Annotated in this window: 16 protein-coding genes; 5 read left to right on the top strand and 11 right to left on the bottom strand. The window is 65.0% G+C overall.

From position 1 onward, the window contains the following. Positions 1–109 precede the first annotated feature (109 nt). Entirely contained in the window at positions 110–367 is a 258-nt protein-coding gene (locus tag AC1RRR_RS08075) for a GlsB/YeaQ/YmgE family stress response membrane protein (RefSeq protein WP_492812041.1), read from the bottom strand. A 128-nt stretch (positions 368–495) separates the two neighbouring features. Between AC1RRR_RS08075 and AC1RRR_RS08080 the strand changes: the two genes are divergently transcribed. Next, positions 496–1,125: a type II toxin-antitoxin system HicB family antitoxin gene (locus AC1RRR_RS08080; protein WP_492812043.1), complete on the top strand. Its 630-nt coding sequence runs from the start codon at positions 496–498 to the stop codon at positions 1,123–1,125. 205 nt (positions 1,126–1,330) lie between these two features. On the opposite strand, the gene AC1RRR_RS08085 is transcribed toward AC1RRR_RS08080, so the two are convergent. After that, complete coding sequence (locus AC1RRR_RS08085; RefSeq protein ID WP_492812045.1) at positions 1,331–1,576, bottom strand: hypothetical protein; 246 nt, start codon at positions 1,574–1,576, stop codon at positions 1,331–1,333. Between the two features lie 94 nt (positions 1,577–1,670). Then, the gene (locus AC1RRR_RS08090; protein WP_492812047.1) at positions 1,671–1,937 is read right to left on the bottom strand and encodes a hypothetical protein; all 267 of its coding nucleotides are present in this window, start codon (positions 1,935–1,937) and stop codon (positions 1,671–1,673) included. Positions 1,938–2,581: 644 nt separating this feature from the next. On the opposite strand from AC1RRR_RS08090, the gene AC1RRR_RS08095 reads away from it, so the two are divergent. Beyond that, the gene (locus AC1RRR_RS08095) at positions 2,582–3,223 is read left to right on the top strand and encodes a GntR family transcriptional regulator (protein ID WP_492812049.1); all 642 of its coding nucleotides are present in this window, start codon (positions 2,582–2,584) and stop codon (positions 3,221–3,223) included. 13 nt (positions 3,224–3,236) lie between these two features. Here the strand turns inward: AC1RRR_RS08095 and AC1RRR_RS08100 are convergent, their stop codons facing one another. Then, positions 3,237–3,902: a GntR family transcriptional regulator gene (locus tag AC1RRR_RS08100; RefSeq protein WP_492812051.1), complete on the bottom strand. Its 666-nt coding sequence runs from the start codon at positions 3,900–3,902 to the stop codon at positions 3,237–3,239. Positions 3,903–4,083: 181 nt separating this feature from the next. Between AC1RRR_RS08100 and AC1RRR_RS08105 the strand changes: the two genes are divergently transcribed. Continuing rightward, positions 4,084–5,946 carry an ATP-binding cassette domain-containing protein gene (locus AC1RRR_RS08105; protein ID WP_492812053.1) on the top strand — a complete coding sequence of 621 codons (1,863 nt, stop codon included), beginning with the start codon at positions 4,084–4,086 and terminating at the stop codon, positions 5,944–5,946. Here AC1RRR_RS08105 and AC1RRR_RS08110 read toward each other — a convergent pair. After that, on the bottom strand, positions 5,871–6,377 hold the full coding sequence (locus AC1RRR_RS08110; protein ID WP_492812055.1) for a helix-turn-helix domain-containing protein: 507 nt from the start codon (positions 6,375–6,377) through the stop codon (positions 5,871–5,873). The two genes, AC1RRR_RS08105 and AC1RRR_RS08110, sit on opposite strands and share 76 nt — an antisense overlap. 93 nt (positions 6,378–6,470) lie before the next feature. After that, complete coding sequence (locus AC1RRR_RS08115) at positions 6,471–7,463, bottom strand: HEPN domain-containing protein (protein ID WP_492812057.1); 993 nt, start codon at positions 7,461–7,463, stop codon at positions 6,471–6,473. Between the two features lie 137 nt (positions 7,464–7,600). Between AC1RRR_RS08115 and AC1RRR_RS08120 the strand changes: the two genes are divergently transcribed. Beyond that, on the top strand, positions 7,601–8,569 hold the full coding sequence (locus AC1RRR_RS08120) for a hypothetical protein (RefSeq protein WP_492812059.1): 969 nt from the start codon (positions 7,601–7,603) through the stop codon (positions 8,567–8,569). Positions 8,570–8,589: 20 nt separating this feature from the next. Here the strand turns inward: AC1RRR_RS08120 and AC1RRR_RS08125 are convergent, their stop codons facing one another. Next, entirely contained in the window at positions 8,590–12,108 is a 3,519-nt protein-coding gene (locus AC1RRR_RS08125; protein ID WP_492812061.1) for a P-loop NTPase fold protein, read from the bottom strand. Positions 12,109–12,302: 194 nt separating this feature from the next. Between AC1RRR_RS08125 and AC1RRR_RS08130 the strand changes: the two genes are divergently transcribed. Further along, positions 12,303–13,292, top strand: coding sequence for a DUF8168 domain-containing protein (locus AC1RRR_RS08130; RefSeq protein ID WP_492812063.1), 990 nt, complete (start codon positions 12,303–12,305; stop codon positions 13,290–13,292). A gap of 48 nt (positions 13,293–13,340) precedes the next feature. On the opposite strand, the gene AC1RRR_RS08135 is transcribed toward AC1RRR_RS08130, so the two are convergent. The 4 genes from AC1RRR_RS08135 to AC1RRR_RS08150 form a co-directional block, all read right to left on the bottom strand. Continuing rightward, the gene (locus AC1RRR_RS08135; RefSeq protein ID WP_492812065.1) at positions 13,341–19,253 is read right to left on the bottom strand and encodes an SIR2 family protein; all 5,913 of its coding nucleotides are present in this window, start codon (positions 19,251–19,253) and stop codon (positions 13,341–13,343) included. Positions 19,254–19,606: 353 nt separating this feature from the next. Continuing rightward, complete coding sequence (locus AC1RRR_RS08140) at positions 19,607–20,296, bottom strand: calcium-binding protein (RefSeq protein ID WP_492812067.1); 690 nt, start codon at positions 20,294–20,296, stop codon at positions 19,607–19,609. 78 nt (positions 20,297–20,374) lie between these two features. After that, positions 20,375–20,608, bottom strand: coding sequence for a hypothetical protein (locus tag AC1RRR_RS08145; protein ID WP_492812069.1), 234 nt, complete (start codon positions 20,606–20,608; stop codon positions 20,375–20,377). 78 nt (positions 20,609–20,686) lie between these two features. Then, positions 20,687–22,084 carry a sensor histidine kinase gene (locus AC1RRR_RS08150; RefSeq protein ID WP_492812071.1) on the bottom strand — a complete coding sequence of 466 codons (1,398 nt, stop codon included), beginning with the start codon at positions 22,082–22,084 and terminating at the stop codon, positions 20,687–20,689. Between the last annotated feature and the right edge of the window lie 39 nt (positions 22,085–22,123).

Here is a 22,123-nt window from a genome sequence, read left to right on the forward strand (position 1 = left end):
AGAGGTTCGGCCCCTCAAAGCCCAGCGTCGCACGATGTCGCGGCAGGTCTAAGCGGCCGCCGGCGAACCGGCGGCCGTCCAGAGGCTGTCGATGTCGGATCTCTGGCGCCTAGAGCGCTCGGCGGCGGAAGACCATGTGGTAGAGCAGCAGCACGACCACCGCGCCGATGAACGCCACGAAGATGCTGTAGAGATTGATCCCGGTCGGCGCCGAATGGCCGATGGCGTTGAAGATAAAGCCGCCCACCAGCGCGCCGACGATCCCCAAAACGATGTCCATGACCAGGCCCGAGCCGGTCTTGTTGACGACCTTGCTGGCCAGGAAGCCGGCGATCAGGCCCACGACGAGCCATGCGAGAATTGACATTGGAAACCCCTTCATTGCCCCAGCGGCAAGGAGGGAAGCCCCAGCGACCCCGCCCGTTCCATCCGCCCCTTGAAATTGCGCAAAACTACACAATCTTCTCGAAGGGGCTTCTGTGGAAGGATGAGATCATGACCACGGTCATCTACGTCGCGCTCGTTTCCGGCGGTCAGGCCGACGGCTACAGGGCCCACTTCCATGACCTGCCCGACTGCACCGTCAGCGGCGGCGGCTTGGCCGAACTCTTGACCAATGCCCGGCAGAACCTGGTGCAGCGGCTGGAGGCTTTCGAGGCGGCGGGCGAGGCCTGGCCGGCGGCGACGTCGATCGAGCAGATCCCGCCCCAAGCCGGGATCATGCCGATCCCCGTCGATGTGACGGTCGACGACCAACCTATTCGGGTCAACATCTCGCTGGGCGAGCGACTGGTGCAGCGCCTGGACGCGGCCGCCGAGGCCGGCGGCATGACCCGGTCGGGCTATATCGCCAAGGCGGTGCGCGTGAGCCTGGGCGAAGGCGCCCAAGCCCAGGGCGATTTCGACGCGGTCGGCCGGCGCCTGCAGGACGAGCTGAGCGCCCTGGGGCGCAGGATCAACGACAGCATCGGCCCGGAGTCGGCGTTCACCCGACGCATGAATGAACTGGACGAGCGTCTGTACGAAGGCGTCCGCAAGGCGGCGGACAATGTTTCGGCGGCGATGGCGCGAAAGCTTGACGGGGCCAAGGCGCCCGAGGGCGGCGAAAGCCCCGCCTCGGCTTGAGGCTCGCCGCGAGGCGCTCCGCGTCGGAGCCGAGACCCGGCTACGGCGCGACCGCCTCGGCTGGCGCGGCGATCGGATCGACCGGGATCGAGAGCGGCAGCTTGACGGTCATGGTCGTGCCGCTTGAGTGTGAAGGCGATGGATGGCGAGACGCACCAGCAGCGTCGCGCTTGGAACTTGAGAGCGGGTCAGTCCGACGGACGGATCAGGCCGGCGACCAAAGCCGGTGGGCTTGGGCGACCTGGATGGCGATATGGTCCTGCAACTGGCCGGGCGCCTTGACCTTGCAGTAGCAGAACCAGACGATTTCCCGTTCCAGCTCCTCGAAGGTCGCGCCCTGGACCTTGGCGGTCGCAATCATCGCCTTGGCGGCGGCCGCCTGTATCCAATGATGACCAAAGCCGGCGGCTTCGGGTTCGAAGCAATTGGCGATCGTGTCTTTCCACGACATCGGCGGTGTTCCTTGCCGAGCGGCTATGGCGCCGCGAGGCGCTCGCCAGGCCCGTGTGCGAACCCGTCGTCGAATGGTCGGTGACGGCCTCGAACTAGGCTGCCGCGACCGAAAGCTTGAACAGCTTGGGCGCGGCCAGGATCCGGTCGTCAGGCGGGACGATCTCGAAGCCCTGCACCCTGAGCCGATCGAGCCCCTGCTCGTCCATGCCCCCGACCAGCAGCAACTGTTCCCACGACCGATACGGCCGCCAGAACCCCAGCTCACGCGCGAGCATGGGATCAAAGCCTGCCGCGGCGAAGTCGGCGAAGCTGGCGCTGTTGAGGTCGGTCATGGCGATATAGCGCGCGCCTATGGTCAAGGTTCCAGAGCCGAGGCGACGAACTGGGCAGGCGGCACGTGGCGTCCTGCTTTCAGGCTTTACGAAGACGCTCTACTAGGGCTTCGCCAAACTCTTAGCCCCTCTCCGGCTAGGGGATGGTTCAAAGGTCGTCTCGCTTTGCCAAGCCTACTATCTGCTCGACAGCGCCTTATGGATTGAAGCTAAGGATCTCGAAGAGACGCTCTTCGAGCGTACGCTCAAACCCAATCCGGGCCGGCTCATCGTCTAAGGGGCCAACAACCGGACCTTCCCAAGGTCAAAGAAGAGTCAGAGACGGGCTCCCGCCTCAGGTGACCACACCGCCATTCCGACGATCAATCCCTTCCTGTGGACTGGAGATCGACAATGACACTGGCAGTGTCAGGAATTCCTTTTAGCAATCGAGCAAGTCGTCAAGGTGATAGCGTCGTGTTTATTGAGCGATCGTACAGAAAATGACGTCGTGAATCCAACATTACACTCGAAATATATTATCAAATATATTGCTTCACGCGCAACCGTGCCTGAGTGAAGCTGTAAGGAGCGACTGGAGAAGTCTGGGGCTTGGCGACCGGGCGACCACGCACACAACACTGTGGAACGATGTCCTATTCGCGAGCTCGGTCAAGGCGGGAGCGTTAGACGTGGTGGGACGGTTTTCGATCAGCGACCAAGCGTATGACGCGATCAAGGCTCAGCTGCTTGAGGGGGCCTATCGTCCAGGCGAGCGTTTGGACGCGGCCATACTCGCCCAGCACTATTTCTGGAGCATCACGCCCGTTCGCGCGGCGCTCGCCCGCCTCGTCGGCGAAGGCTTCATCGAAGCACGATCGAATGAAGGGTTTATGGCGCCGTTGGTGACCGAAAGCAGCCTGCGAGCGCTCTATGATCTTTCACGGGGCCTCTTGAGCCACGCCCTGAAACTGGCGTCGACGCAGGCGCCGCATCTTGCACTCCGCGCGCCGGAAGTTGCGTCATGGAATGGATCAGGCGGTCCGTCAGTTCTTAGAGAGACCGAGCAGTTGTTCGCCGCCATTGGCGTGGCCGGCAATATCGAATACGCGCGTGCGATCGTGCTGGTAACCGAACGCCTGCGCGTTGCGCGCCGGCTCGAACCGCAGCTGATACCAGACCTGGACGGCGAGTTCGCAACCCTGCGTACCTTGCTGGAGCAAGGCGCCTATGGCGCGCTCGATCGGGCTATCGGAGCTTATCACAAGCGGCGGGGCCGCCTTACGCCGACCCTGGTGGCGATGCTGCAGCAGGCTAGCGCGCCGGCTGCGTAGCTGACGCGCGACGCTAGAACAGCCTAGCGCGCAGGCCCTTGGCGTTGGCCTGATCCACCAGCGACGGTAATCGCTCGATGCGATTGGCGATCAGGCGTGCGGCGACCACGCGCGCCTGATCAGCGTCCCCTCGCAGCAGCGTGCGCGCGATCGCCTGCAGTCCCTCGGCCAAGCCCGCGCCTGGGGTGGCCTGCAGGTCGAGTTTGCGGGGCAGGTGCGTGCGGTCGATGAGACCCCAGGCCATCTGGGCCATCACCTGATTGCCGGCTGCGGCCGTCATGGCCTTGAGGTGATCCTCAAGCATCGTCGCGGTCATGGACGTGGACGCCTCGATCGCGGTCAGACGGATCAGAAGGTCGGCTGGCGGCGCCGGCGCGAGACGATCGAGCGCCGCGCCGATGAGCACCAGCAGCGCTTCGTGCAACTGGCGCTGCTCTTCCACCTCGAAAGGTTTGCTGAAGAAACCCTGACTGGCTTTCCAGTCGATGAGGCCTTCGACCGAAAGGCGCATGAGCGCGTCGCGGACGGGCGAGGCGCTCACGCCGAAGTAGCTGGCCAGATCTTGCGGTGATAGGCGCCGCCCCAGCGGTAGCTCACCTTCCAAGGCCAAGTGCCGAAGATGCTCGAACGCGGTCGCCGACTTACCCGCGATCTCCCGAGAAATAAGGAATCGGGTCATCGCTTGTCCTTAAGCCACCCGCACGCGCAATGGCTAAGTGTACGAGAAATACAACTTATAGGCAATATTGCTCGCTGCGATTTCGCCTGAGGGTAGTCTGACGGCGGATGAACCAAGTCGCCGCGCTGATAATCAGATTATAATCGTCGTCACCGCCGACGCCGACCACTAGCCTACCGGCATGACCCGGCCCTTCGCCCCATCGGTGAGCGCTTGGCGGACCCGGCTGGCTCTGGGCCTGAAATGGGCGCCGCGCCTGGTCGACACCGTCGTCGTGCTGTGGCTGGGCCTGGCCCTGCTGATCGTGTGCCTGGGCAGCCTGGCCGCGAGCCTTGCGCCCCTCGCCCTCAAGACGCTCGTCGACGACTTGGCCAAGACGGCGGGTGGGCAGGTTGCGATCGGCATGCGCCCTGCTCTGCTGGCGCTATCGGCCTATGTCGGCGCCCTGCTCTTTCAGCGTCTGTGCGAGCAGGTCCAGGCCCTGGCCTACGCCACGGGCGAACAGCGGCTAATCCGCCGGCTCAACAACCGAGCCTTCGCTCATATCCTCGCCCTTCCCCTGGGGGTCCATCTCGACGGCAAGTCGGGCGGCTTTTCCCAGACGCTGGCCGAAGGCGTCGCCGGCGCCAGACTGATCCTGACCCACCTGGTGATTTCGATCGCGCCGATGCTCGTCCAGATCTTCGTCGTGGGCGGCGTCCTGGCGGTGGTGCTGGGCCCTGCGCTGGGCTTGGCGCTGTTGGCCGCGCTCTTGGCCTATGCGGCGGTCTTTGCCTGGAGCGTGTCACGGATTCAGGCCGCCGCGCGCGGCGTCTCAGCGGCGCAGATCGATGTCGGCGGCGTCACAGCCGACGGCTTGATGAACATTGAGGCCATCAAGACCTATCAGGCCGAGGACCGTTACGTCCGGCGTCATGACGCGCTCTTGAGTGCGGCCGAACAGCGTTGGCGCGTGGTGTTTGATCGCCGGCTGCAAAACGGTCTGGCGGTGGCCAGCGTATTCGCGCTGGCTTTGGGCGGTGTGCTTGGCCTGGCCATCTTCGCCGTCGCGGGCGGTGCGATGAGCTTGGGCGCTTTCGTCATGGTCAACACCTACGTGCTCCAGCTCATTCGCCCCCTGGAGATGCTGGGCTTTGCCGTGCGCGACATCGGCCAGGGACAAGCCTATCTGGAGCGTCTGTTTGATCTGCTCGCTCGCCCTGCCGAAGCGGCGATGGCTGCAACCAACAGCAGCGTCGGAAACACACGCGGCGCGGGGCCGGCGGCGCTGGCCTTCGAGAACGTCGCTTTCGAGGTCGGCGGCAAGGCGATCCTGACAAAGATCAACTTTTCCGTTCGGCCCGGCGCGCGGGTGGCCATCGTTGGCCCTTCAGGGGCGGGCAAGTCCTCCCTGTTGCGCCTGGTGCTGCGCCTGTTCGAACCGACCGCAGGAACGATCAGGCTCGACGGCGAGGTGCTGGCGAACCTGTCCTTGGCGAACGTGCGCGAACAGGTGGCGCTGGTTTCGCAGGACACCATCCTGCTCAACGACACCATCGCCGAGAACATCGCCCTGGCGCGCGAGGACGCTGACCGCGCCGCTATCCTGGCCGCCGCACGAACCGCGCGTCTGGGCCCTCTGCTCGACCGCTTGCCCGACGGGCTCGACAGCCGCGTCGGCGAACGAGGCCTCAAGCTGTCCGGTGGCGAGAAGCAACGGGTCGCGATCGCGCGCGCGGCGTTGAAGGGCGCACGGTTGGTGATCTTCGATGAAGCCACCGCCGCCCTGGATCCTGAAACCGAGCAAGCGGTGTGGGCGGGCATGGTTGGGCTGTCACGCCAGGCCACCTGCCTGATCGTCACCCACAGGCTCGCGGCGCTGGCGGGCGTCGACGAGATCCTTGTGCTCGAGGCCGGTCGCATCGTTGAGCGGGGCGATCACCTTGCCCTGCTCGCCGTCGGCGGCCTCTACGCGCGGCTCTGGCGCGCTCAGGAGGCCGAGACCGCCAATCGTGGCCTCGGTGGCGGCGATATTGGGCCGCTGGCCACAGCGGGCTTGGTCTGAAGCTCTACGGCGGCCAGCGATGGGCCTGCTTGGGCCATGGCGCGGGCGATATCAAGAAGCGGTTCGCGCAGCGCGACCGGCATCCGCAGGAAGGTCTCGGCCAAACTGGCGCCGCCAGCCGCTTCCAGCAGGGCGCGCAGGCCTGGGGTAGTGCTGTCGCCGGGAGGCGCGCCGAACGGCGCGGCCAGATCCGCCGGCAGTCCCTCGAACAGCACGCCGATCGCCAGGCCAAACAGCGCCGCGATGCGGTAGAGCATGGCCGCGCTGATGCGGTTGGCGCCCTTCTCGTACTTCTGGACCTGCTGGAAGCTGATGCCCAGTTGCGCGGCCAGGGCTTGTTGGGTGAGCCCGTGGATCTTGCGCAGCACGCGCACCCGCGCGCCGACGAAGACGTCGATCGGGTCGCGGTCGTCGTGAATGTCGGGGTCCATGGCTCGTCTCCTGGTGTCTTCACGCCTCCCCGGTCAGAACCGGGCAGTCCGCAGACGTTCACACGCAGGTCTCGGGCGGGATGGACGGACGGCTTAGTCGGTAGCTTCCTTCAGTTGGGCAAGGCGCGCTTCGCAGAGCTCCTGGACGAGCGCGCGCAGGGCCTCGATGCGCGCCTGGATCCAGTCGAGTTCCTCGGTGGTGATCTTGTAGTGCGGTGAGTAGCGGGCCTTCACATAGGCCGCGCGCAGGAGCTCGAAGCAGCGCTTTTGGAACTTGGTCTCGGTGGGCCAGACCTCGGTCAGGCGTGGGTCGAGGGGCTCGGCTAGGGCGCGCAGGCGCACGAGGTTGTGGGACTTGGGGGCGTAGAGCGAGACGACCAGCAGGAGGCAGTAGTAGAGGCGCTCGGCAGCTTGGTGGAATTGGAATGCCGCTTCTTTTTCTCTTCCTTGACTAGCCACGTATTGCGCAGTGTCGAGAAAGCCAGTCGCGCTCTGGAACCACTCTTGATAGTAACCCTCGCTCCCGGTGAGGGCCGCCCGCGCCGAGAGCGGGGTCGGCTCCGGCAGCGCGTGGCCTGGCTCCTCGAACAGGGTGACGCCGTCACGCAGGATGTCGACGAAGAAGTAGCGGCCGCGGGCGAGCTGGTCGGTGACGTCGTTGAGGTCATGGACGATGAAATTGACGGGGGTGCGCAGGCGTTGGCCGGCCGAGAGCTCGGCGAGGAGCTGCTCTTCGGCCCCGCTCCAGAACTCCAATGTGTCGGCGAGCTTCTCCTGGTCGACGATCACCAAGAGGTCGTAGTCGGAGAAGTACCGCCCGACCGGATCTTCGACCCAGTCGCCGCGCGCGTAGCTGCCAAACAGGATGATCTTGAGGATCTTGCCTTGGTTCAGCTGCCCAGAACGCTGGGCGACCTCCTGGCCGAACCGATCCTTGAGGATGTCGACGACGAAGGCCAGTTCGCGCTGCTTGCCAGCGGGCAGGTGGTCGAGCGTGTTGGCCATGGCGCTGGTGTCGCCTGCGGCCCGTTGCATGGCAAGCGCCTCTTCGGCGCGGGCGGCGCGGTGATGCTCGGGCTTGGCCATGGAGACGCTTTCGACGACCGGAACAATATCGGAACAGAGTCTACACGTCGTGGTTGGAAATGACCACAACTGTCGTGTTAGGCAATGCTTAAGCTTCACCTTGTCAGGTCGCCGTGAGTGAACTTGAAAGACGGTGAATGGTGGATTTTTACGATGACGAGGATCCAAATCCTCCGCCGGAGCCCGATCCCGACCTTCGCGAGCCGACGCGCTTCTATCTAGACGCCACCGCCATCTTCTCACGGCTTGAACTGGTCGGAACCCAGGCGCCCGGCCTGACGATCGCCGTGATCAGCACCACGGTTTCACTCTTCGAGCGCAAGCACTGGCTTTACCTACCCGAACGCAAAGTCGCTCAGGCATTGGATATGGCCGTGACGCGTAAGCTCATCAAGCGGGAAGCGGCTTGGCGGGGGTATGCGCTAAACCGGCTTTCCGACGAGCAGGCCGACCTTCTTCGACACGTCGCTCTCCGCAAGCCCGACGCGGCCCTGGTCACCGACAATGGGCAACTGGCAAGAGCAGCGCGAGGGCTGGACATCACCACCCTCACGAGTGCGCAGCTGGCGCAGAAGCTGGAGGGGCGCAACGGCGTCGTCGTGGATCCAGACATCCAGAATAGGGCCCGCTATTACAAGGCGTTGACCCTGGCATTGGGCCTGATCGCGATCGTAGTCGCCGTGGGCGTCAGCATCCCCGTTGCCCTTTTCGCGCCGGTCGTTCTGGCTTGGATGCTGGAAAACCGCAAACCGCTCGCTTGGGCGGCGCCCGTTATCGGCCTTCTCCTCATCGGCTGGAAAAACAGCGAGCCAATTTCCTACGGCGCTGTGGAAGTGCTGGCCGGAACCGCTCTCGCCAGAGTGGCCGCCGGCGAGATCGACGTCGGTACAGCACCGCCTATCTCGAAACTTCTACCCTTTTTGACCGGGCTCTATGTCGTGGTCCGAGGCTTTGAAAACCTCTGGAAGGGAACGCGTTACAGCTGGTTGTCGACCGCCGTCGCACAGATCAAGGCTGGGCTGGGCCGGTTGCGTCGGCGGGCGCTTTTTGACCTGATCGTCACGCGGATCGCTGTCATCTTCGCTCCGACCCCGGCGCGCCCTTGAACGCGCTCGGCGGCGTCGGTTCAAGTAGAAGGATCTGGAGCCATGATTGTGGTGCTTGCCGCGCCGAAGGAGAAGCGCTCGACCTCAGGCAGCCATTGAGCCAGGGCTGCGCTGTCTGTGCTGACATCACCCTCGCGCATGGCTGTGTCCAGCGCGCTCTGCAGCCTGGCATGGGCTGCCGTCGCGGGCCCCTCGAACCAGGGCGCGGCGAAGGGGTCGCGCCGGGCCGCCAGGCGAGCCCTGAAGACGGCGAAGAGATCAAGCGCCGCCGAGGGTTCTCCGGTCAGTATGGCTAACAGGAGCATGGGGGTCCGAAACGCGCCGCTCTGCCCGCCCTCACCCTCGAAATCGGCCAGGTCGGCCAGGCGGATGGGCGCCTTCATCAAGCGGTAGAGATTGGCGAACCGTTTGGCCGCCCGGGGCGTGCGCACGAAGCCATGGAGCCGCTCGGCATATTCGCTTTCCACCGCGGTGATGGTCAGGGCTTCGACCTCGATCGGCGGCGCGGTCTGGTCCGGATCCGGGGCCTGAACAGCATCTCCGGTCGCCTCGGCAATCTCTGGCGCAACAAGCCGCGAGCGTCTTGAGGGACCGGACGCGGTTGCTGACCTTCCGCCGCCGACGGGCGGCGGGGCATCGGTTTGATTGTCCGTGGGCGGAAGCAGATTTTGCATCAGACGGGCAAAGCCTGCTTCGCTCATCGACCGCATCCGGAACGGAATCTGGAAAATCTTCTCCAGATAGTCTTGGGGTGTGGCTTCCAAGGTCTCGGCCGATGATGCGCCGTCTTGACCGCCGGGGTCGGGGAACTGCTTGCGCACCGATTTGGACAGCCAGCGTGGGTCGACCCCGACCACGACCACGAAAAGATCATAGGCCAAGAGAAGATGGACGGCCTGTAGCACCTCATTGACCTTGTCGGCCTCGCAGCGATCCAGGTCGTCGATATAGAGCACGATCCGCTCGATGCTTTGTTGCCCGGTCGTCGGATCGGGCCGCTTGAGGCGCTCGGTGAGGGTCTCGAAATCCTTGCGAATGATCGCGATCAGGCCCTGATGACGACGGTAGTCGTCCGAACCGACACGATCGGCCAAGAACCGCTCGAGGCTGGTCTCTTCGCGCAGTTGCGCCAAGCGACGCTCCAGGATCAGCACCTGGTCCGCCGCCAGTCGAACCTTGGCGGCGGCCGCATCCTCCTCGGCGCGTAGCCGGGCGACCTCGGCCTCGAGGGCTTGCTCGGTGTCGGAAGGCGTCTCACGGCGGGCGCGAAGCTTTTCATCGACCGCCCGCTTGGCCGCTTCAAGCTTGGCCAGTCCCGTCTTGACCTTCTCGGCCGCGCCGCGCACGGCCACCGTGATGGTGGTGGCGACCGCGCCGATCTGCGCGACAATCAGAGAGAGGCCGACAAGGTGCTGCTGAAGCCTAGCCAACGCCGCCCAGGCCAAGAACGGCAAGACGAGCAGCACGCCAAGCAGCAGCCACCCTTTCCAGCCCCATCCAGGCTTGCACAGATTGACCGCGAATGATCCGGCCCGTCCGACCAGGGAATTGGCTTCGGTGACGACGTTATCCAGATCTTGCAGCTTGGCCAGCGCGGCGGGCGCGCCCAGCGCATCGAGCGCGTCCTTGATCTTGGCGTTGAGATCCGGCTCTGCATCCAGGGCGCTCGTGAAGTCGGCTAGCCGCAGATCCAGCAGCTTGAGTTCCTGCCGTTGACGTTTCTGCTGCGCCGCCTGCAGCTTGCCCTGCTGATCTTTCAAACTCTCAGCGCTTGCGGTCTGCGCTTTGGTGAGGTCTTCGAGCGTCGCCTGGGCGCTGGCCAGGCCCGCCACCAGCTCGGCGTGTTTCAGGGCTGGGTCGTCGGGCGCGACGTACTTGGCGAGGCTCTCGAGAATATGCGCCACCAAGCTCGCCAGGAGATGAGCGTCGACATAGTGCCAGGCATTGAAGTCGATGGTCACGACGCGACTGCAGAACGGGGAGTTCGCGGTTGAGGCCGCCTCCGTGGTCAGCGTCCGCGTGACCCGCTTCATGGCCTGCATGAAGAACGACTTGCCCGAGCCCCAGTCGCCGAACAGGCCGATCGCCAATGGTGGAATGACCGAGTGGGCCAGCATGACCGCGACCAGGCTATGGACGTCCTTTTGGATATTCAGCTCATCGCGCTGGTCGCCGATGGTGTCGGCGCGATAACCCGCCACCGGCGTCTTACGAACATCAGCCTGGCCCGCATCATCGAGCCCCTCATCGATCAGCCGGTTGACGCTTCGGGCCAACGGCCGCAGGGAGGGCGTATCCTGTACGACGCGGGCAATAGTCTGCCGGGTTTCGGTACGCGGGAAGCCGCCCAGAAGCATGGCAAAGCGTCGTACGGCGTTTCGGTCCGAGACCCGCAGGATTTCCAACACCCGCTCGGTCAGGACCGGTAAGGGCATGGTCGCGGCGAGCGCCTTGGCGGCCGCCGGGATCATGCCCGGATGGCTGAGGGCGTAGAGCGCGTCATAAGCCAGCGGCGAGCGCTCGTCATGTTGGCCGACGAGGACGGCGAGGTCGGGGGCCAGTTGCGGTATCGGAAGGATGCGCAGCGTCCGAAGCACCGGCCAGACCTTGCCCTCGAAATCGCGCGATTTTAGCCAGCGGCGCAGGTCGTAGATCAGTTTTGCGGATGCGCCGGTGACGAAAACGCGCCGGAGCATCTGCACCTCGGGCGCCTTGTCATCCGCGACGCGCGCGATCGCCAGGTCAAGATAGGAAGGGCGTGTCTGGATCAGGCCCGCCAGGATCCAGAACCGCACGGAGGGTTGGGGTTCGATTTGCTGATCCAGATGATCAAGCAGCACCGTGCGGGCGATATCCGCCTCGCGCGCGCTCCAGATGAGCAGGCTCATCATCCAGGAGCGGACGGCCGGCAGCTGGCTGGGCTCGCGCGCCGCCGAGGCGCCGGTGCGCTCGGCCTGTGCGGAGAAGCGAAATTGAATTTCGTCGACCACGCGCCGCGTCAGCGCGAAATTACCTTTCCGCCGCCCCTCGATAAAGCCTTCCACCAGCCGCAGACGGGCCTCGACGCCGCCATCGGCGAGCTGGCTGATAATATCGTCGATCGATTGCTCGACGCCTTGGACGAGGACGCTCTGTATGGCCCGGGCGCTGTTCAGAAGGGTCTCGCTGGTGAGCTCAAAGACCGGGCCGTCGAGGTCGGTGGCTCGCAAGAGGCGGGTTGCGAGCGTATCGACCGCGACAAGGACATGCGGGCGTTTCAGGGCGGAGACGAAGGCCAGGTCCGCGCCAGGCGCGCCCTGGGACTGGGGGCCGACGACGAAGATGACGCCGGCGCAGGCTTCAAGGGCGTCGCGCGTCGGCGCCGCCAAGCGCGTCTCTGCCGTCGGCGCGGCGGGCAGGTCCACCACCACGGCGCCGCTTTCCCGCAGCCAATCCACCAGCGCTTGGCCCGCCGCTCCGGCCCCATCCAGGATGACGACGATATCCAAGGGCTCGCCGGGGCGCCCTGACCAGCCGTGGTTGCGCGTCTTCTCGTTCATTCTGCGCCCCTCAGAACCCCGCGCTATAGCGCTACCGTTGCGATTGGATAGTCAAGTTACTCGCTAGGCGCGTTGCCCTTCAGGCCGCGCTGACGATTGGAGGGCGTACCCGCGGCAGGCGCCGCACGGCGATTAAGCTTGTTTGCAAGGTCGGGATTTACCGCCCTGTTCGCACCGTCCGGGTTGGAGGCCTGATGTCGAAACACAAACCACACTGGATTTTTTCCGGCCGCGTGCTGCCGACCGGCTCGGCCCTGTCGTTCAATCCGATCGACATGACCTGGAAGGACCAGACAGGCTTGGTCAGTCTGCACGCCCATCTGAGGTTCATCGACGGCGAGGTCACCGTAGCGGTGACGATCCTGGAGGGCGCGCGGGAGATCGCCACCTTATGCAATGACGTGGCAGGCATGGCGCGACGGGTTCTCGACCTGCACGGGTTTCTGAGCGGGAACGCATATGGCCTGGAGATTTTTTCGGCGCGACGGTCCGATGGTCTAGTCTGTGTGTTCGACGCCGAACGACCCTACCTTGGCGATCTGACGCGCGGGGGAAATCTGACCGAGCTGCTGCTGCCACTGGTGGGCGCCGACCTGCACGCGGCCGAGGCCCTCTCCGCCTTCGCGCTGGCCCAGCAGCGATCCGACCTCGCTGACTTTCTCTGCTACCGGGCGCTCGAGAACCTGCGCCATGCGTTCGGTGAGGATGGTGACCAGGGGCGGCGCAATGCCTCCTGGGATGCGCTGCGCGGGGCGCTGCGCTTCGATACGAGCGTGGTTGACCGGATGAAGGCCCGCGCGACCGCGGCGCGTCACGGCGCGCGGCAAACCCAGGATCATCTGGAGCGGGGCGCCATGATGCGTACGATGCAGGTTTTGATCGATCGCTACATTCGCTATCTCGAAGCTGGTCGTGAGTCGCTGGACCCTACGCTTTACCCGCAGCTCACCGCCCCACTCGTCTATCGACAGGACGAGGAGTTGACGCCGCGCGGCAAGGTTTCGGCCTGGCGATCCTCGGGGCTGAACTTCACCTACTCGAGCTCAGATTCAACCGCTGCGCTTAGCCGCTCGGATCGCGCTGGGGCGTTCCTGTCCGCGCGATCGACGAGCGCTTCGATGCACGGTCCTCACGCGCGGCGCCCAGGTCATGCGGCAACTGCTGGTTCGGCGCCTTCCAGCTGAACGGCGGAGGTTACCGCAGGCCGGAGAGAGGCGGCCGCGCCCGATGTCTTAGCTGGGACCGCTGGCCTGCGCCAAGGCCGCCTCGATGCCTCCGACTCTGGCGGTGTACTCGCCATGATACGCCAGCTCCCGAGCGCGCATCAGCAAGCTCTTGGCTTCAGGCATGGCAAGTTTCAGCATGGCCGAACCCATGAGGGTCAGGGCCGCGATCTTGCGCATCTCCATGTCATGACGCGTGGCCAGGGTCAGGGCCGACTGAGCGAGCTCGGCGGCCACCCGATAGTCGCCCTGACGCAGATAGAACTCACCGCGCGCCTGGGCCACCGCGCAGGTCAGGCGCGGCATGCCCATCAACTGCGCATAGTCGCGGATGCGATCGAGACGATCTTCCAGCTCCCGTCGTGCGGCGACGTCGAAGCGACGACGCTCGTCGGCGATGATGATCCAGACCTTGGCCAGCTCAGCGATCTGTCGAATGTCCTCGTGGCCGCCCTCGGCGGCATAGTTGGCGCCCTTCACCGCCAGCGCCATGGCCTCTTCGGCCCGGTCCGACCCCAGGCCGCGCAGGCAATCGGCGTGCTGGACCGCAAAGATCGCCGCGGCGCGATAGCGTCCGATCTTCAGGAGGTTTCGCACCACCGCGTGATATTGTTGGTGGGCGGTGTCGGCATTGCCGCGAAGGTCACTGATCTGCGCCAGATAGCCCTGCGCAATCAGGTGTAGAGGACGGGTCTCATGATCGTCCTCGGCGATGATCCGCTGCAGCAGCGCCTCAGCGTCGCGCAACTGGCCGCGCTGGATATCGACCACGGCCTTGTTGAGGCCTATGCGCGCGAGCAGCGGACCCCAGCCGCTGGCCTCAACAAATTCGCGTGCGTAGCGTCCGGCCTGAGACAAAAGGTCGGCGGCGTCGTTCATGCGGCCTTCGGCAAGGCTGAGCACGCCACACTCATTGAACAGCCAGACAGACTCCTCGGCATGGAAGGTCGGGATGATCGGCTCGTCGGCGTCGGTCGCAACGTCCGGCGCCCCGTCCGCTGCAATCTCCGGCGCCGGCGCCGGCGCCGGAGTCTGGACCTCCTTGGCCTCCTTGGCCTCCTTGGCCTCCTTGGCCTCCTTGGCCTCCTTGGCCTCCTTGGCCTCCTTGGCGAGGGGCCTGTCGAGGTGCTTGGCCATGCGCAACATCCAACGCACGCGCAGGCGATGGCTTTCGAAGTAGCCGCCGTCGGGCGTCTCCAAACCCTCATCTTCGTAGCTGCTAAACCGTGAGACCACGGCGATCGAATAGACCGACCGTAGCGCCCCATAAGCCGCGCGCAGGCGACTGCGGGCAATGCGGTTTTGTTCGTTTTGGACGGCGGGGGTCGGGGTTTTGGCCGCAAGGGCGTCGAGATAAGGGTCGGCCGCGCCATGGGCGCGCGCGCCATCGGGCTTTTCAAAACGCGAGAGCTGATCGATCAGATGGCGGACGCGGCGATGGCCCTCGGCGGTTGGCCGCGGCAGGTCGCTCGGCTGGGTGGTGTAGAGCGATACCGTCAGTTGATCGACCTCTGAATAGTCGATGATCGGGGCGTTGAGCTGGCGATAAAGATGGCGACGCACAGACTTGTGGGTCGCGAAGCGATGGCGTCGCGCGATCTTGGCGATGGTCTCGTCGCCCTTGGCGGCGATGCGAAACACCAGACACCTGTGCACCAGCAGGTCCAGCACCGCCGACAGCACCCTGATCTTCTCGTCATGGGTCTGCGCCTTGACCCGCACACACAGCGCCTGAAGCGACTCGGCCACGGGACCGACCCCAGTCAGGACGGCCGCTTCCACCGGCTGTCCGATCAGGGCGAGCGCGATCAGCACCCTCTCCTGCAACTCGAACACCATCGGCGCTGGCGCTCGGCTCAGACGCGACCAAAGGCCATCGGGACCGCCGTCGGCGTTGGAGTCTTCTTTCTTCTTGGGCGCCTCGAAAGGCCAGGCGCCCAAGGCGTTGCCGAGGCTGGAGGTGGTGTCGGTCTGGTAGAGTTGCAGCACCTGGGCGATGGCGATGTCCTCGCGCACATCAGGCTGCTTGCCACTCGCCGCCAAGGCCAGGCGCTCGACGAACGCGCGAATGGCGGCCAGATCGACCAGGGCGGGCGGCAGCCCTGGGATGCGCCGGGCGATCATATCGTCGATCGCCGCCAAAACGATGGTCATGGCGTAGCGGCTGTGGCCGACGGCCGTCGCGATCGTCTCCAGATAGTGCGCCTTGCCTTCAAGCTTTTTGTATTCCTCCTCGGAATAGGCGCGATGCCTCTGGATCAGCCGCGTTACCCCTTGAGCCACCTCCGTAGCGGCCTTCTCCAGATTGCCGGTCTCCGCGCCGCTGCGGCCGGGGCGATAGACCAGCAGCGCCGCAAGCATAATGTTCTCGATATCGTCGCTGGCGAAGGTCACGCCTAGATGCTGACAGGTCTCGGCGTCGATCGGCGTGGACAGGCGTTCTTCGAAGACGGCGCGGATCTCCTTTTGGAACGCCAGCACCTCGGCGCTGGTCCCAAAGCCGAGGCTGACAGCCTTCCCCTCGGTGGATGGGGCGAACCGCACAAGCACCTTGCCCTCGGGCTCGCCTGACAGGTGAGCCAAAGCGATCGCCGCCCTCGGAAAAAAGCGCGCCGCCAGGGTGACGGGACGCATGGCTTGCATGAAGTGGACGAAAATCCGCGGGGGCGGCGGGCATGGCGTGGTGTCGGATAATGCGTTGGTCGTCTCGTCGTGCGGCTCTGCCGGGGCGACCAAATCGCGCCACTGGCTCGGCGTCGGCGATGGGACCTGACTTCCGAAAGCGTCATGAAAACGCTGGCGCAGCAGACGCTCGGCTTCTTCCGGCAGGCCCCGGGGCTTGAGCCAGAGCATTTGCGTCGCCGCCGTCACGCCATCCACACGGGCCTTGGCCCGCAGATCCTTCGGCAGATGCTGCTCGTTGAGCATGAAGATGAAGTCGATCGGGGCTTGATGACAGCTTGGATCGATCAAAGCCTCGTAGAGGTGGCGCACCTGGGCGTTCTTGGGCTCGCCGCTGCGCTCGAAAAGAACGCTGAGGTGATTGATGACGACGACCGCGCGAGGGTGTCCCCCGTTCGGCGGTGGCTTGTCGGCGTCCAGGGCCGGCGCGTGATCGTGGAGCGCGCGCATGGCGTGACGAATACGGCCGAGCCGATCGCCCCGCAGACTCTCGCAATCGCGGTTAAAGGCGGTTTTCTCCGCCTCGCTCTCCAATGCCCGACCCGCGATCGTCTCGAGGAAGGAGGCGAGCCGGTCGAAGATCGAGATTACCTCGTGAGACATACCCAGATTGAAGAAGGCGCTGTGGATGTTAGCCGCGTGGGCCTTGGCTTGGGCGTCCGGCGTTAGACGCGTTTTGGGCGCGTCGCGACGGTCCCTGGTGTCGGGCGACGTGAGGGCCAGCCAGTCGCAAAGATGAGCAAAACGCCTGGGCGAGCGCATGGCGGAAAAGACATGACCGCGTCCCGTGCCCCGGCGGCTGAGCAGATAGAACAGCCGCCGACCATCGCCAGGATGCCCGACCTGCTCATGCATCGCCGCGCGCAGGATTTGGAACGCCGGCGAGGGGGCGCCCGCAAAGAAGCGGTCGGTGGTCGGTGAGCCCCCGTCGCGGTGGGGGCGGGTGGGATCGGGGTTGGGGCGGGCCTGAAGATCAAGGTTGCGCAGCAAGGTGCGATGGCGAGACGCCTCGATATGGCCATCCAGCTCGTGCTCGACCCGGCCGTCGGGCTCGCGCCGATGCGGGGCTTCGGCCCAGTCACTGCGCCAGTCGTTCCAATGCACGGTCATACGCCGCAACCAAGCGGTCATGAACGTGGTCTGCAGCACCTGGCCAACGCCCAGGTTCAGAAGGCGTAAGGCCTCCATCTCCCGCGCATCCGGGGCCGGAGGGCGCGGTCGCGTTTTGTCTTCAGTCGATGCGGCGCCATGGCGAGCCTTGCCCGAGAGACGCTCCTCGATCCACCAAAGATGGGCCTGGGCCATATGCACGGCCGGCAACCCGTGGCTGCCGCCTTCGACCGCCAAGATCTTGCCGTTGAGCAGCTTTCGTTCGTCGGGGCTCATGCGCGGATAGCGACCTCTGCCCTTGGCGGCTTTGCTCAGGAAGGTCCAGTTGATGTCCTGACGCGCGAGCAGGCGCGCCATGAGCAACGGGTCCACCGTGGTCTTGGCGGTTGTTTCGCCTGCTTGGCGCGGCTCGCGCCGTTCGCCTTCGCCGAAAAAGAGATAGTAGACGCCGTAGCGTGAGAGGGCGTCGATCTGGGTCTGGCGCTCGCCGCCATCCATGGTCAGTCGCGGCAGCAGCGCCACGGCTGGGCGGTCGCAAAGTCGGGAAACATTGTCGGAAAAGGCGCGCAGCGGCCGCAAGATGTCTGGCTCGCGCATGCCCAGGCCCAGGAACAGCAGCGGATTGGCGGTGAACAGCAACCGCATGGCGTCATCGGCTCGCGCCCGCGGGTCGTCGTCTCGCGCGTAACGTTCGCGATAGTCGTGCTCGCTCAACACCAGCCAGCTGTCGGGGCTCCGGGCTCGGCCGTGGATATGCAAGGCTTGGATGCGCGACTCGCGCGTGTCAGCGCCATAGTCGAAGAGATAGGCTGCGGCCCCCGGCTCATAGGCCAGCACCTCGGCCCGGCTCGAGGCGCTGTCGACCATCAGCGATCGCGAGGGCGCCGTTTCTGTCGGTCGGGTCTCTGGGGTCGTGGCCTTCGCGCCGGCCTCATCGACTTCGCGGTAGCCGCGCGCGGCCAGGAGCCGGTCGATTTCGCCGTCGTAGTTGGTGGTCAGAATGCGTTTGACGCGCAGGTGGTCGAGGACCACGGCCAACGGATCACGATAGAGCGGCGTCATGGCGCGAACCACTTCGGGGCTTAAGCCCTCGCCTCGGCCCGTCTCGGCCTCGCTGTCGGCGTTAAGGGTGGCCGAGGCGATCAACTGCTTGACCACGTGAGCCATTTCCGGCTCCGACAGCAACGCGAACGCGGCCTCGATCATGTGGCGATTTTCGACCCCCTCGCCTTGCGTCAGCCACTGGGCCAGGCGCTCGCGGGTGCTCGCGCCCGATCCAGCCAACTCCCCCACCAGCAACGCCACGGCGTCCACGACGTCATCGGTGGCCTCGCCGCCTGGGCTCTGCCGTGGCTTAGGGCGTCGCCGCGCAGCCTGGCGCGAGGCGTTTCGATAGGTGAGATGGCCGATCCAGGCCGCCAGGCGATCTTGCTTTGCTGAGGGCGGTCCGTCCTTGGTGTCTGGGAAGGTCAAGTGACCGACGATGATTTCAAGCTGCGCCTTCGCAGCGCCCGTCGCCGCGGCCAGCAGCCTTTCGTAGAGCAGGCCGGCTCGGCCGCGATCGTCCTTGAGTTGCCACTTGAGCCGGTCGCGCAGCTCACGCTTGGTCTTTAAGGCTTCCTGGCGATGGCTGACCAGTTTGCGTTGGCTTTCCAGTTCATGGATGCGCAAGGCTGTCAGCAGGTTCTCGCACACCTCGAAAGCCACGCTCATCCGGTCGCCGGCAAACCTGTGCAGCGGGCCCTCCAAGCCCATTGTCACGAAGCTCTCGTAGATCGGGGCCAGATCGCCTAGGGCGCGTCGCGCCTGCGCATAGGCCGGGCTGCGAGGGGCTGATCCGGCCAATTCACGGCGCAGCCGAGCAATGTGGTCCTTGATGTCCTTCTGTTCGAGGCGCTGACGGACGAGCCGCGCTGTGCTGGCCAGCAGTTCGTTCCAGGTCGGCTGTCCATAGCCATTCGAAAGGCCTGAACCGACGACCGCGACAAGCCGACGGGAATTGAGCGCCCGCGCCAGCTGGGCGAAGGCGTGGCTTTCCAGGAGCGCTGCGTCGAACGACCCCATCAGGTGGCGTTCGGCATAGACCCAATCGTCCAGCACGGTTTTAAAGATCTTGTTTTCGTCGCTCATTTGCTCGCCCCCAGCTGGGCGCAACCGTCCGCAGCCCGAGCCCTCGTGCGGACGCTCCCCCCCAAAGCGCCTTAAGCACGTCATAGTTGTCGTGCACGGTCAACTGCCGCGTCGTTATCGTTCAAGAGTGTGCGCGGCGCGGAGGTGGTTGGCGCCGCCGGCGCCGATCCTCGATTCTGAACCGGTCATCGCCATCGTCAGGCCGGCCGCCACTAGCGGTTCGCCAGACGCGGAGAGCGATGTCAGCTAGGCCCCTGCGGATGACCGCGGCGAGGGCCCTGACGATCCGATCGCTTGACCAGCCGCCGTCGGCGACCGACCTGCATACAGCTGTCTATAGTCGTGGCGGAGGATTAAAGCAGGAAGTCGGAGGCGTGCAGCGTGTAGCCGCTTGTCATGCGCACCTCCATGTCCGCGACCCCATCGCCATTAACGTCGACCTGAAAACCACCGCCATGGAGGCGAAGTTCACCGGCGACCTTATGGAACGATTGGGTGTTGATGAAGGTGAAGGCCTGATTGCCGGCAACGCGCGTATTGGCGTCGATCGCCGAGACATCCAGGCGATCGCCTCTCTGGAAGTCGACGATCGTGTCGATGCCGCTGCCTTGGCGGCTTTCCACAACGTCGAGCCATCGAAACACATCAGCGCCCGTTCCGCCGATCAAGGTGTCGGCGCCCGAACCACCCATGATGACATCGTCCCCGCCTCGTCCGTCGATGATGTCGGCGCCCCAGAGGCCCATGAGAATGTTGCTGGCGGCCGAGCCGGAGAGCTGATCGTTGAAGCCGGTGCCTTCGGCATTCTCGATGTTCTTGAAGGTTAGGCCATAGCCAGTGGCCGAGAAGACGCCCGGCAGGGGCGGCGAATACGCCGCGCCACGGTCGAGATCGATGATCCAGCGACCGGGAGCACCGTTGGCGCCGGAAGGCGCCATGACGAGCGTGTCGCGCCCTCCCTGGCCGTCGATGAACTCTCCGATGCCGCGACCGACCAAGCGGTCGTCGCCGGGGGTGCCAATAATCGGTTTGGTGATTGCCATCGTGTAGCCTCTCTTGTTAAGCGGCGATTGGATTGCACGAAGATCCCGGTCGTCATGGCGACCGACGCTTCGAAGCGGCTAGCGCAGGGCGCGTCCGATGTTCTTGATCAGACCCGTGCCCCCAGCAGCAGCGCCGAGGCCGGCGGCCAGAGCCCAGCCGACGGGCGTCAGCGCCAGACCAGCCAGGCCGACCGCCAGCGCTGCGCTGCCGGCGACCCCGACGGCGCCGGCCACCGCGCCTTCGGCGCCGTCATGTTTCAGGGCGTGATCAAAGGCGTGGGCGACGTTGTGGGCTTTGTGCAGGATGCTCATGGCATGATCCTTTCAGCAGCGAGCAAGTGATGCCGCGAAGGTCGCTCATGGGCGAAATTTGACTATTTACATTGGCTGTTAAGTGACCCGAGGACCGGTCAGCCAGGCTTCAAAGCGGCTCTTCCCTTGGCGAAAGCCGAAGTTGAGGCCGTAGCGCAGAGCTAAAAAGCGGACCGTCTCCAGACCTAGTCCATAGCCGGCGCGAACCATGTCCGCTTCGTCGGTGGCGTCATCAGGCGGCAGGTTGGTCACCAGCAGGCGAAAACCAGGCGCTTCGGCCGCGCCCATGGACCTCAATTCGATCTCGATCGGACCGCGACCGCCATGTTTCAGCGCGTTGGCCAACAGATTGACGATCACGCCGCGCAAAGGGCCTTCGTGCGCTAGCACGCGCAGGTTCGCGTCGATCGACGCTTGGAGCGGGCGTCCCGCCGCTCGGGCCCTGACGCCAAAACTTTCGACCACCTCGGTCACTAGAGCAGAGGCGTCAATCACGACCGGCGCAGCTGGCGTGGCGGCGACTTGATCGAGCATGCCCCGCGCGGTTTCGACGACGCGGTCGATGTCGGCGTCGATGGCCTGAGCGGCCTTGGCGTCAATGTTAAGACCCGTCAGCCGCAGCTTCACCAAACCCAATGGGTCGATAAGGTCGTGGGCGATACGCGCCCCGATCAAGCGCAGCGCCGTGATCTGGCTTTCGAGGCGGCCAAGGGCGGAATTGACGTTGTCGGTCAGGCTACGCAGCTCCGCCACGCGTGTAGGTAAGATCACGCGCCGGCTCAGATCGCCCATTTCCACCGCGGCGAACACGGCGTTGATCCGGCGTGCGCCCTGGCGAAATTGTCCGCCAAGCCAGAAGACCAGCACGCCGCCGGCCGCGATCCCCAACCCGCAGATCAGGAGCGCGATGGCAAATTGCAGATTGGCCGCGCGCAGCCGCTCGTCGATTGAGTAGTGAATCTCGAGCTCACGCGCGATCTCGGTGCTGGAGTGGCTAAGATGGTCGCGTTGAGGCCAGCGCACGACCGTGCGTCCCACCACATAGCGTCGCCCCTCTACCTTCAATTGTGCGATCTCGTGCTCAACGAGAAGGCCATCGAGCTTTGCTGCGGCAAGATCTGGGCAGGTAGCTTCGCCGGATTTGAGGTGCCAGTCGCTGCGTCGTCCGTCGTAGACGTCATACACCGTCCGCCCAAAGGCGCGTTGGCCGTCGACGTCGAAAGCATAACGCATCGCGGGGATCCGAGAGGCCTCGGCATGCTTGCGCATCGCCGCGACAGAGAGCGGACGATTGGAGTTGGACAGCTGGGTCAGTTCGCCACAAACCAGTAGAGCCGCCTCGCGCTCCTGATCCTCATAGAGGTTCTCTCGCAGATCGATCATCTGGCCAATGAACATGGCGGCCAGAGCGATCAGCCCAACCAGCAGCAAAGGCGTGATGGACAGCGCTGGCGGCCGCGGCAGGATTGAACGCATGAGTACGCAGGTTCCCCTTTCCGCGTAGAGCCTCAATTT

The sequence above is a fragment of the Caulobacter sp. GW821-FHT12D05 genome (assembly GCF_058807295.1).

What these genes read in the sequence shown, in the direction of transcription:
- AC1RRR_RS08120 (WP_492812059.1), top strand. Translation starts at nt 7,601, where the DNA reads ATGGTGGATTTTTACGATGACGAGGATCCAAATCCTCCGCCGGAGCCC.
- AC1RRR_RS08105 (WP_492812053.1), top strand. Translation starts at nt 4,084, where the DNA reads ATGACCCGGCCCTTCGCCCCATCGGTGAGCGCTTGGCGGACCCGGCTG.
- AC1RRR_RS08150 (WP_492812071.1), bottom strand. Translation starts at nt 22,084, where the DNA reads ATGCGTTCAATCCTGCCGCGGCCGCCAGCGCTGTCCATCACGCCTTTG.
- AC1RRR_RS08110 (WP_492812055.1), bottom strand. Translation starts at nt 6,377, where the DNA reads ATGGACCCCGACATTCACGACGACCGCGACCCGATCGACGTCTTCGTC.
- AC1RRR_RS08145 (WP_492812069.1), bottom strand. Translation starts at nt 20,608, where the DNA reads ATGAGCATCCTGCACAAAGCCCACAACGTCGCCCACGCCTTTGATCAC.
- AC1RRR_RS08080 (WP_492812043.1), top strand. Translation starts at nt 496, where the DNA reads ATGACCACGGTCATCTACGTCGCGCTCGTTTCCGGCGGTCAGGCCGAC.
- AC1RRR_RS08125 (WP_492812061.1), bottom strand. Translation starts at nt 12,108, where the DNA reads ATGAACGAGAAGACGCGCAACCACGGCTGGTCAGGGCGCCCCGGCGAG.
- AC1RRR_RS08135 (WP_492812065.1), bottom strand. Translation starts at nt 19,253, where the DNA reads ATGAGCGACGAAAACAAGATCTTTAAAACCGTGCTGGACGATTGGGTC.
- AC1RRR_RS08075 (WP_492812041.1), bottom strand. Translation starts at nt 367, where the DNA reads ATGTCAATTCTCGCATGGCTCGTCGTGGGCCTGATCGCCGGCTTCCTG.
- AC1RRR_RS08115 (WP_492812057.1), bottom strand. Translation starts at nt 7,463, where the DNA reads ATGGCCAAGCCCGAGCATCACCGCGCCGCCCGCGCCGAAGAGGCGCTT.
- AC1RRR_RS08085 (WP_492812045.1), bottom strand. Translation starts at nt 1,576, where the DNA reads ATGTCGTGGAAAGACACGATCGCCAATTGCTTCGAACCCGAAGCCGCC.
- AC1RRR_RS08140 (WP_492812067.1), bottom strand. Translation starts at nt 20,296, where the DNA reads ATGGCAATCACCAAACCGATTATTGGCACCCCCGGCGACGACCGCTTG.
- AC1RRR_RS08100 (WP_492812051.1), bottom strand. Translation starts at nt 3,902, where the DNA reads ATGACCCGATTCCTTATTTCTCGGGAGATCGCGGGTAAGTCGGCGACC.
- AC1RRR_RS08130 (WP_492812063.1), top strand. Translation starts at nt 12,303, where the DNA reads ATGTCGAAACACAAACCACACTGGATTTTTTCCGGCCGCGTGCTGCCG.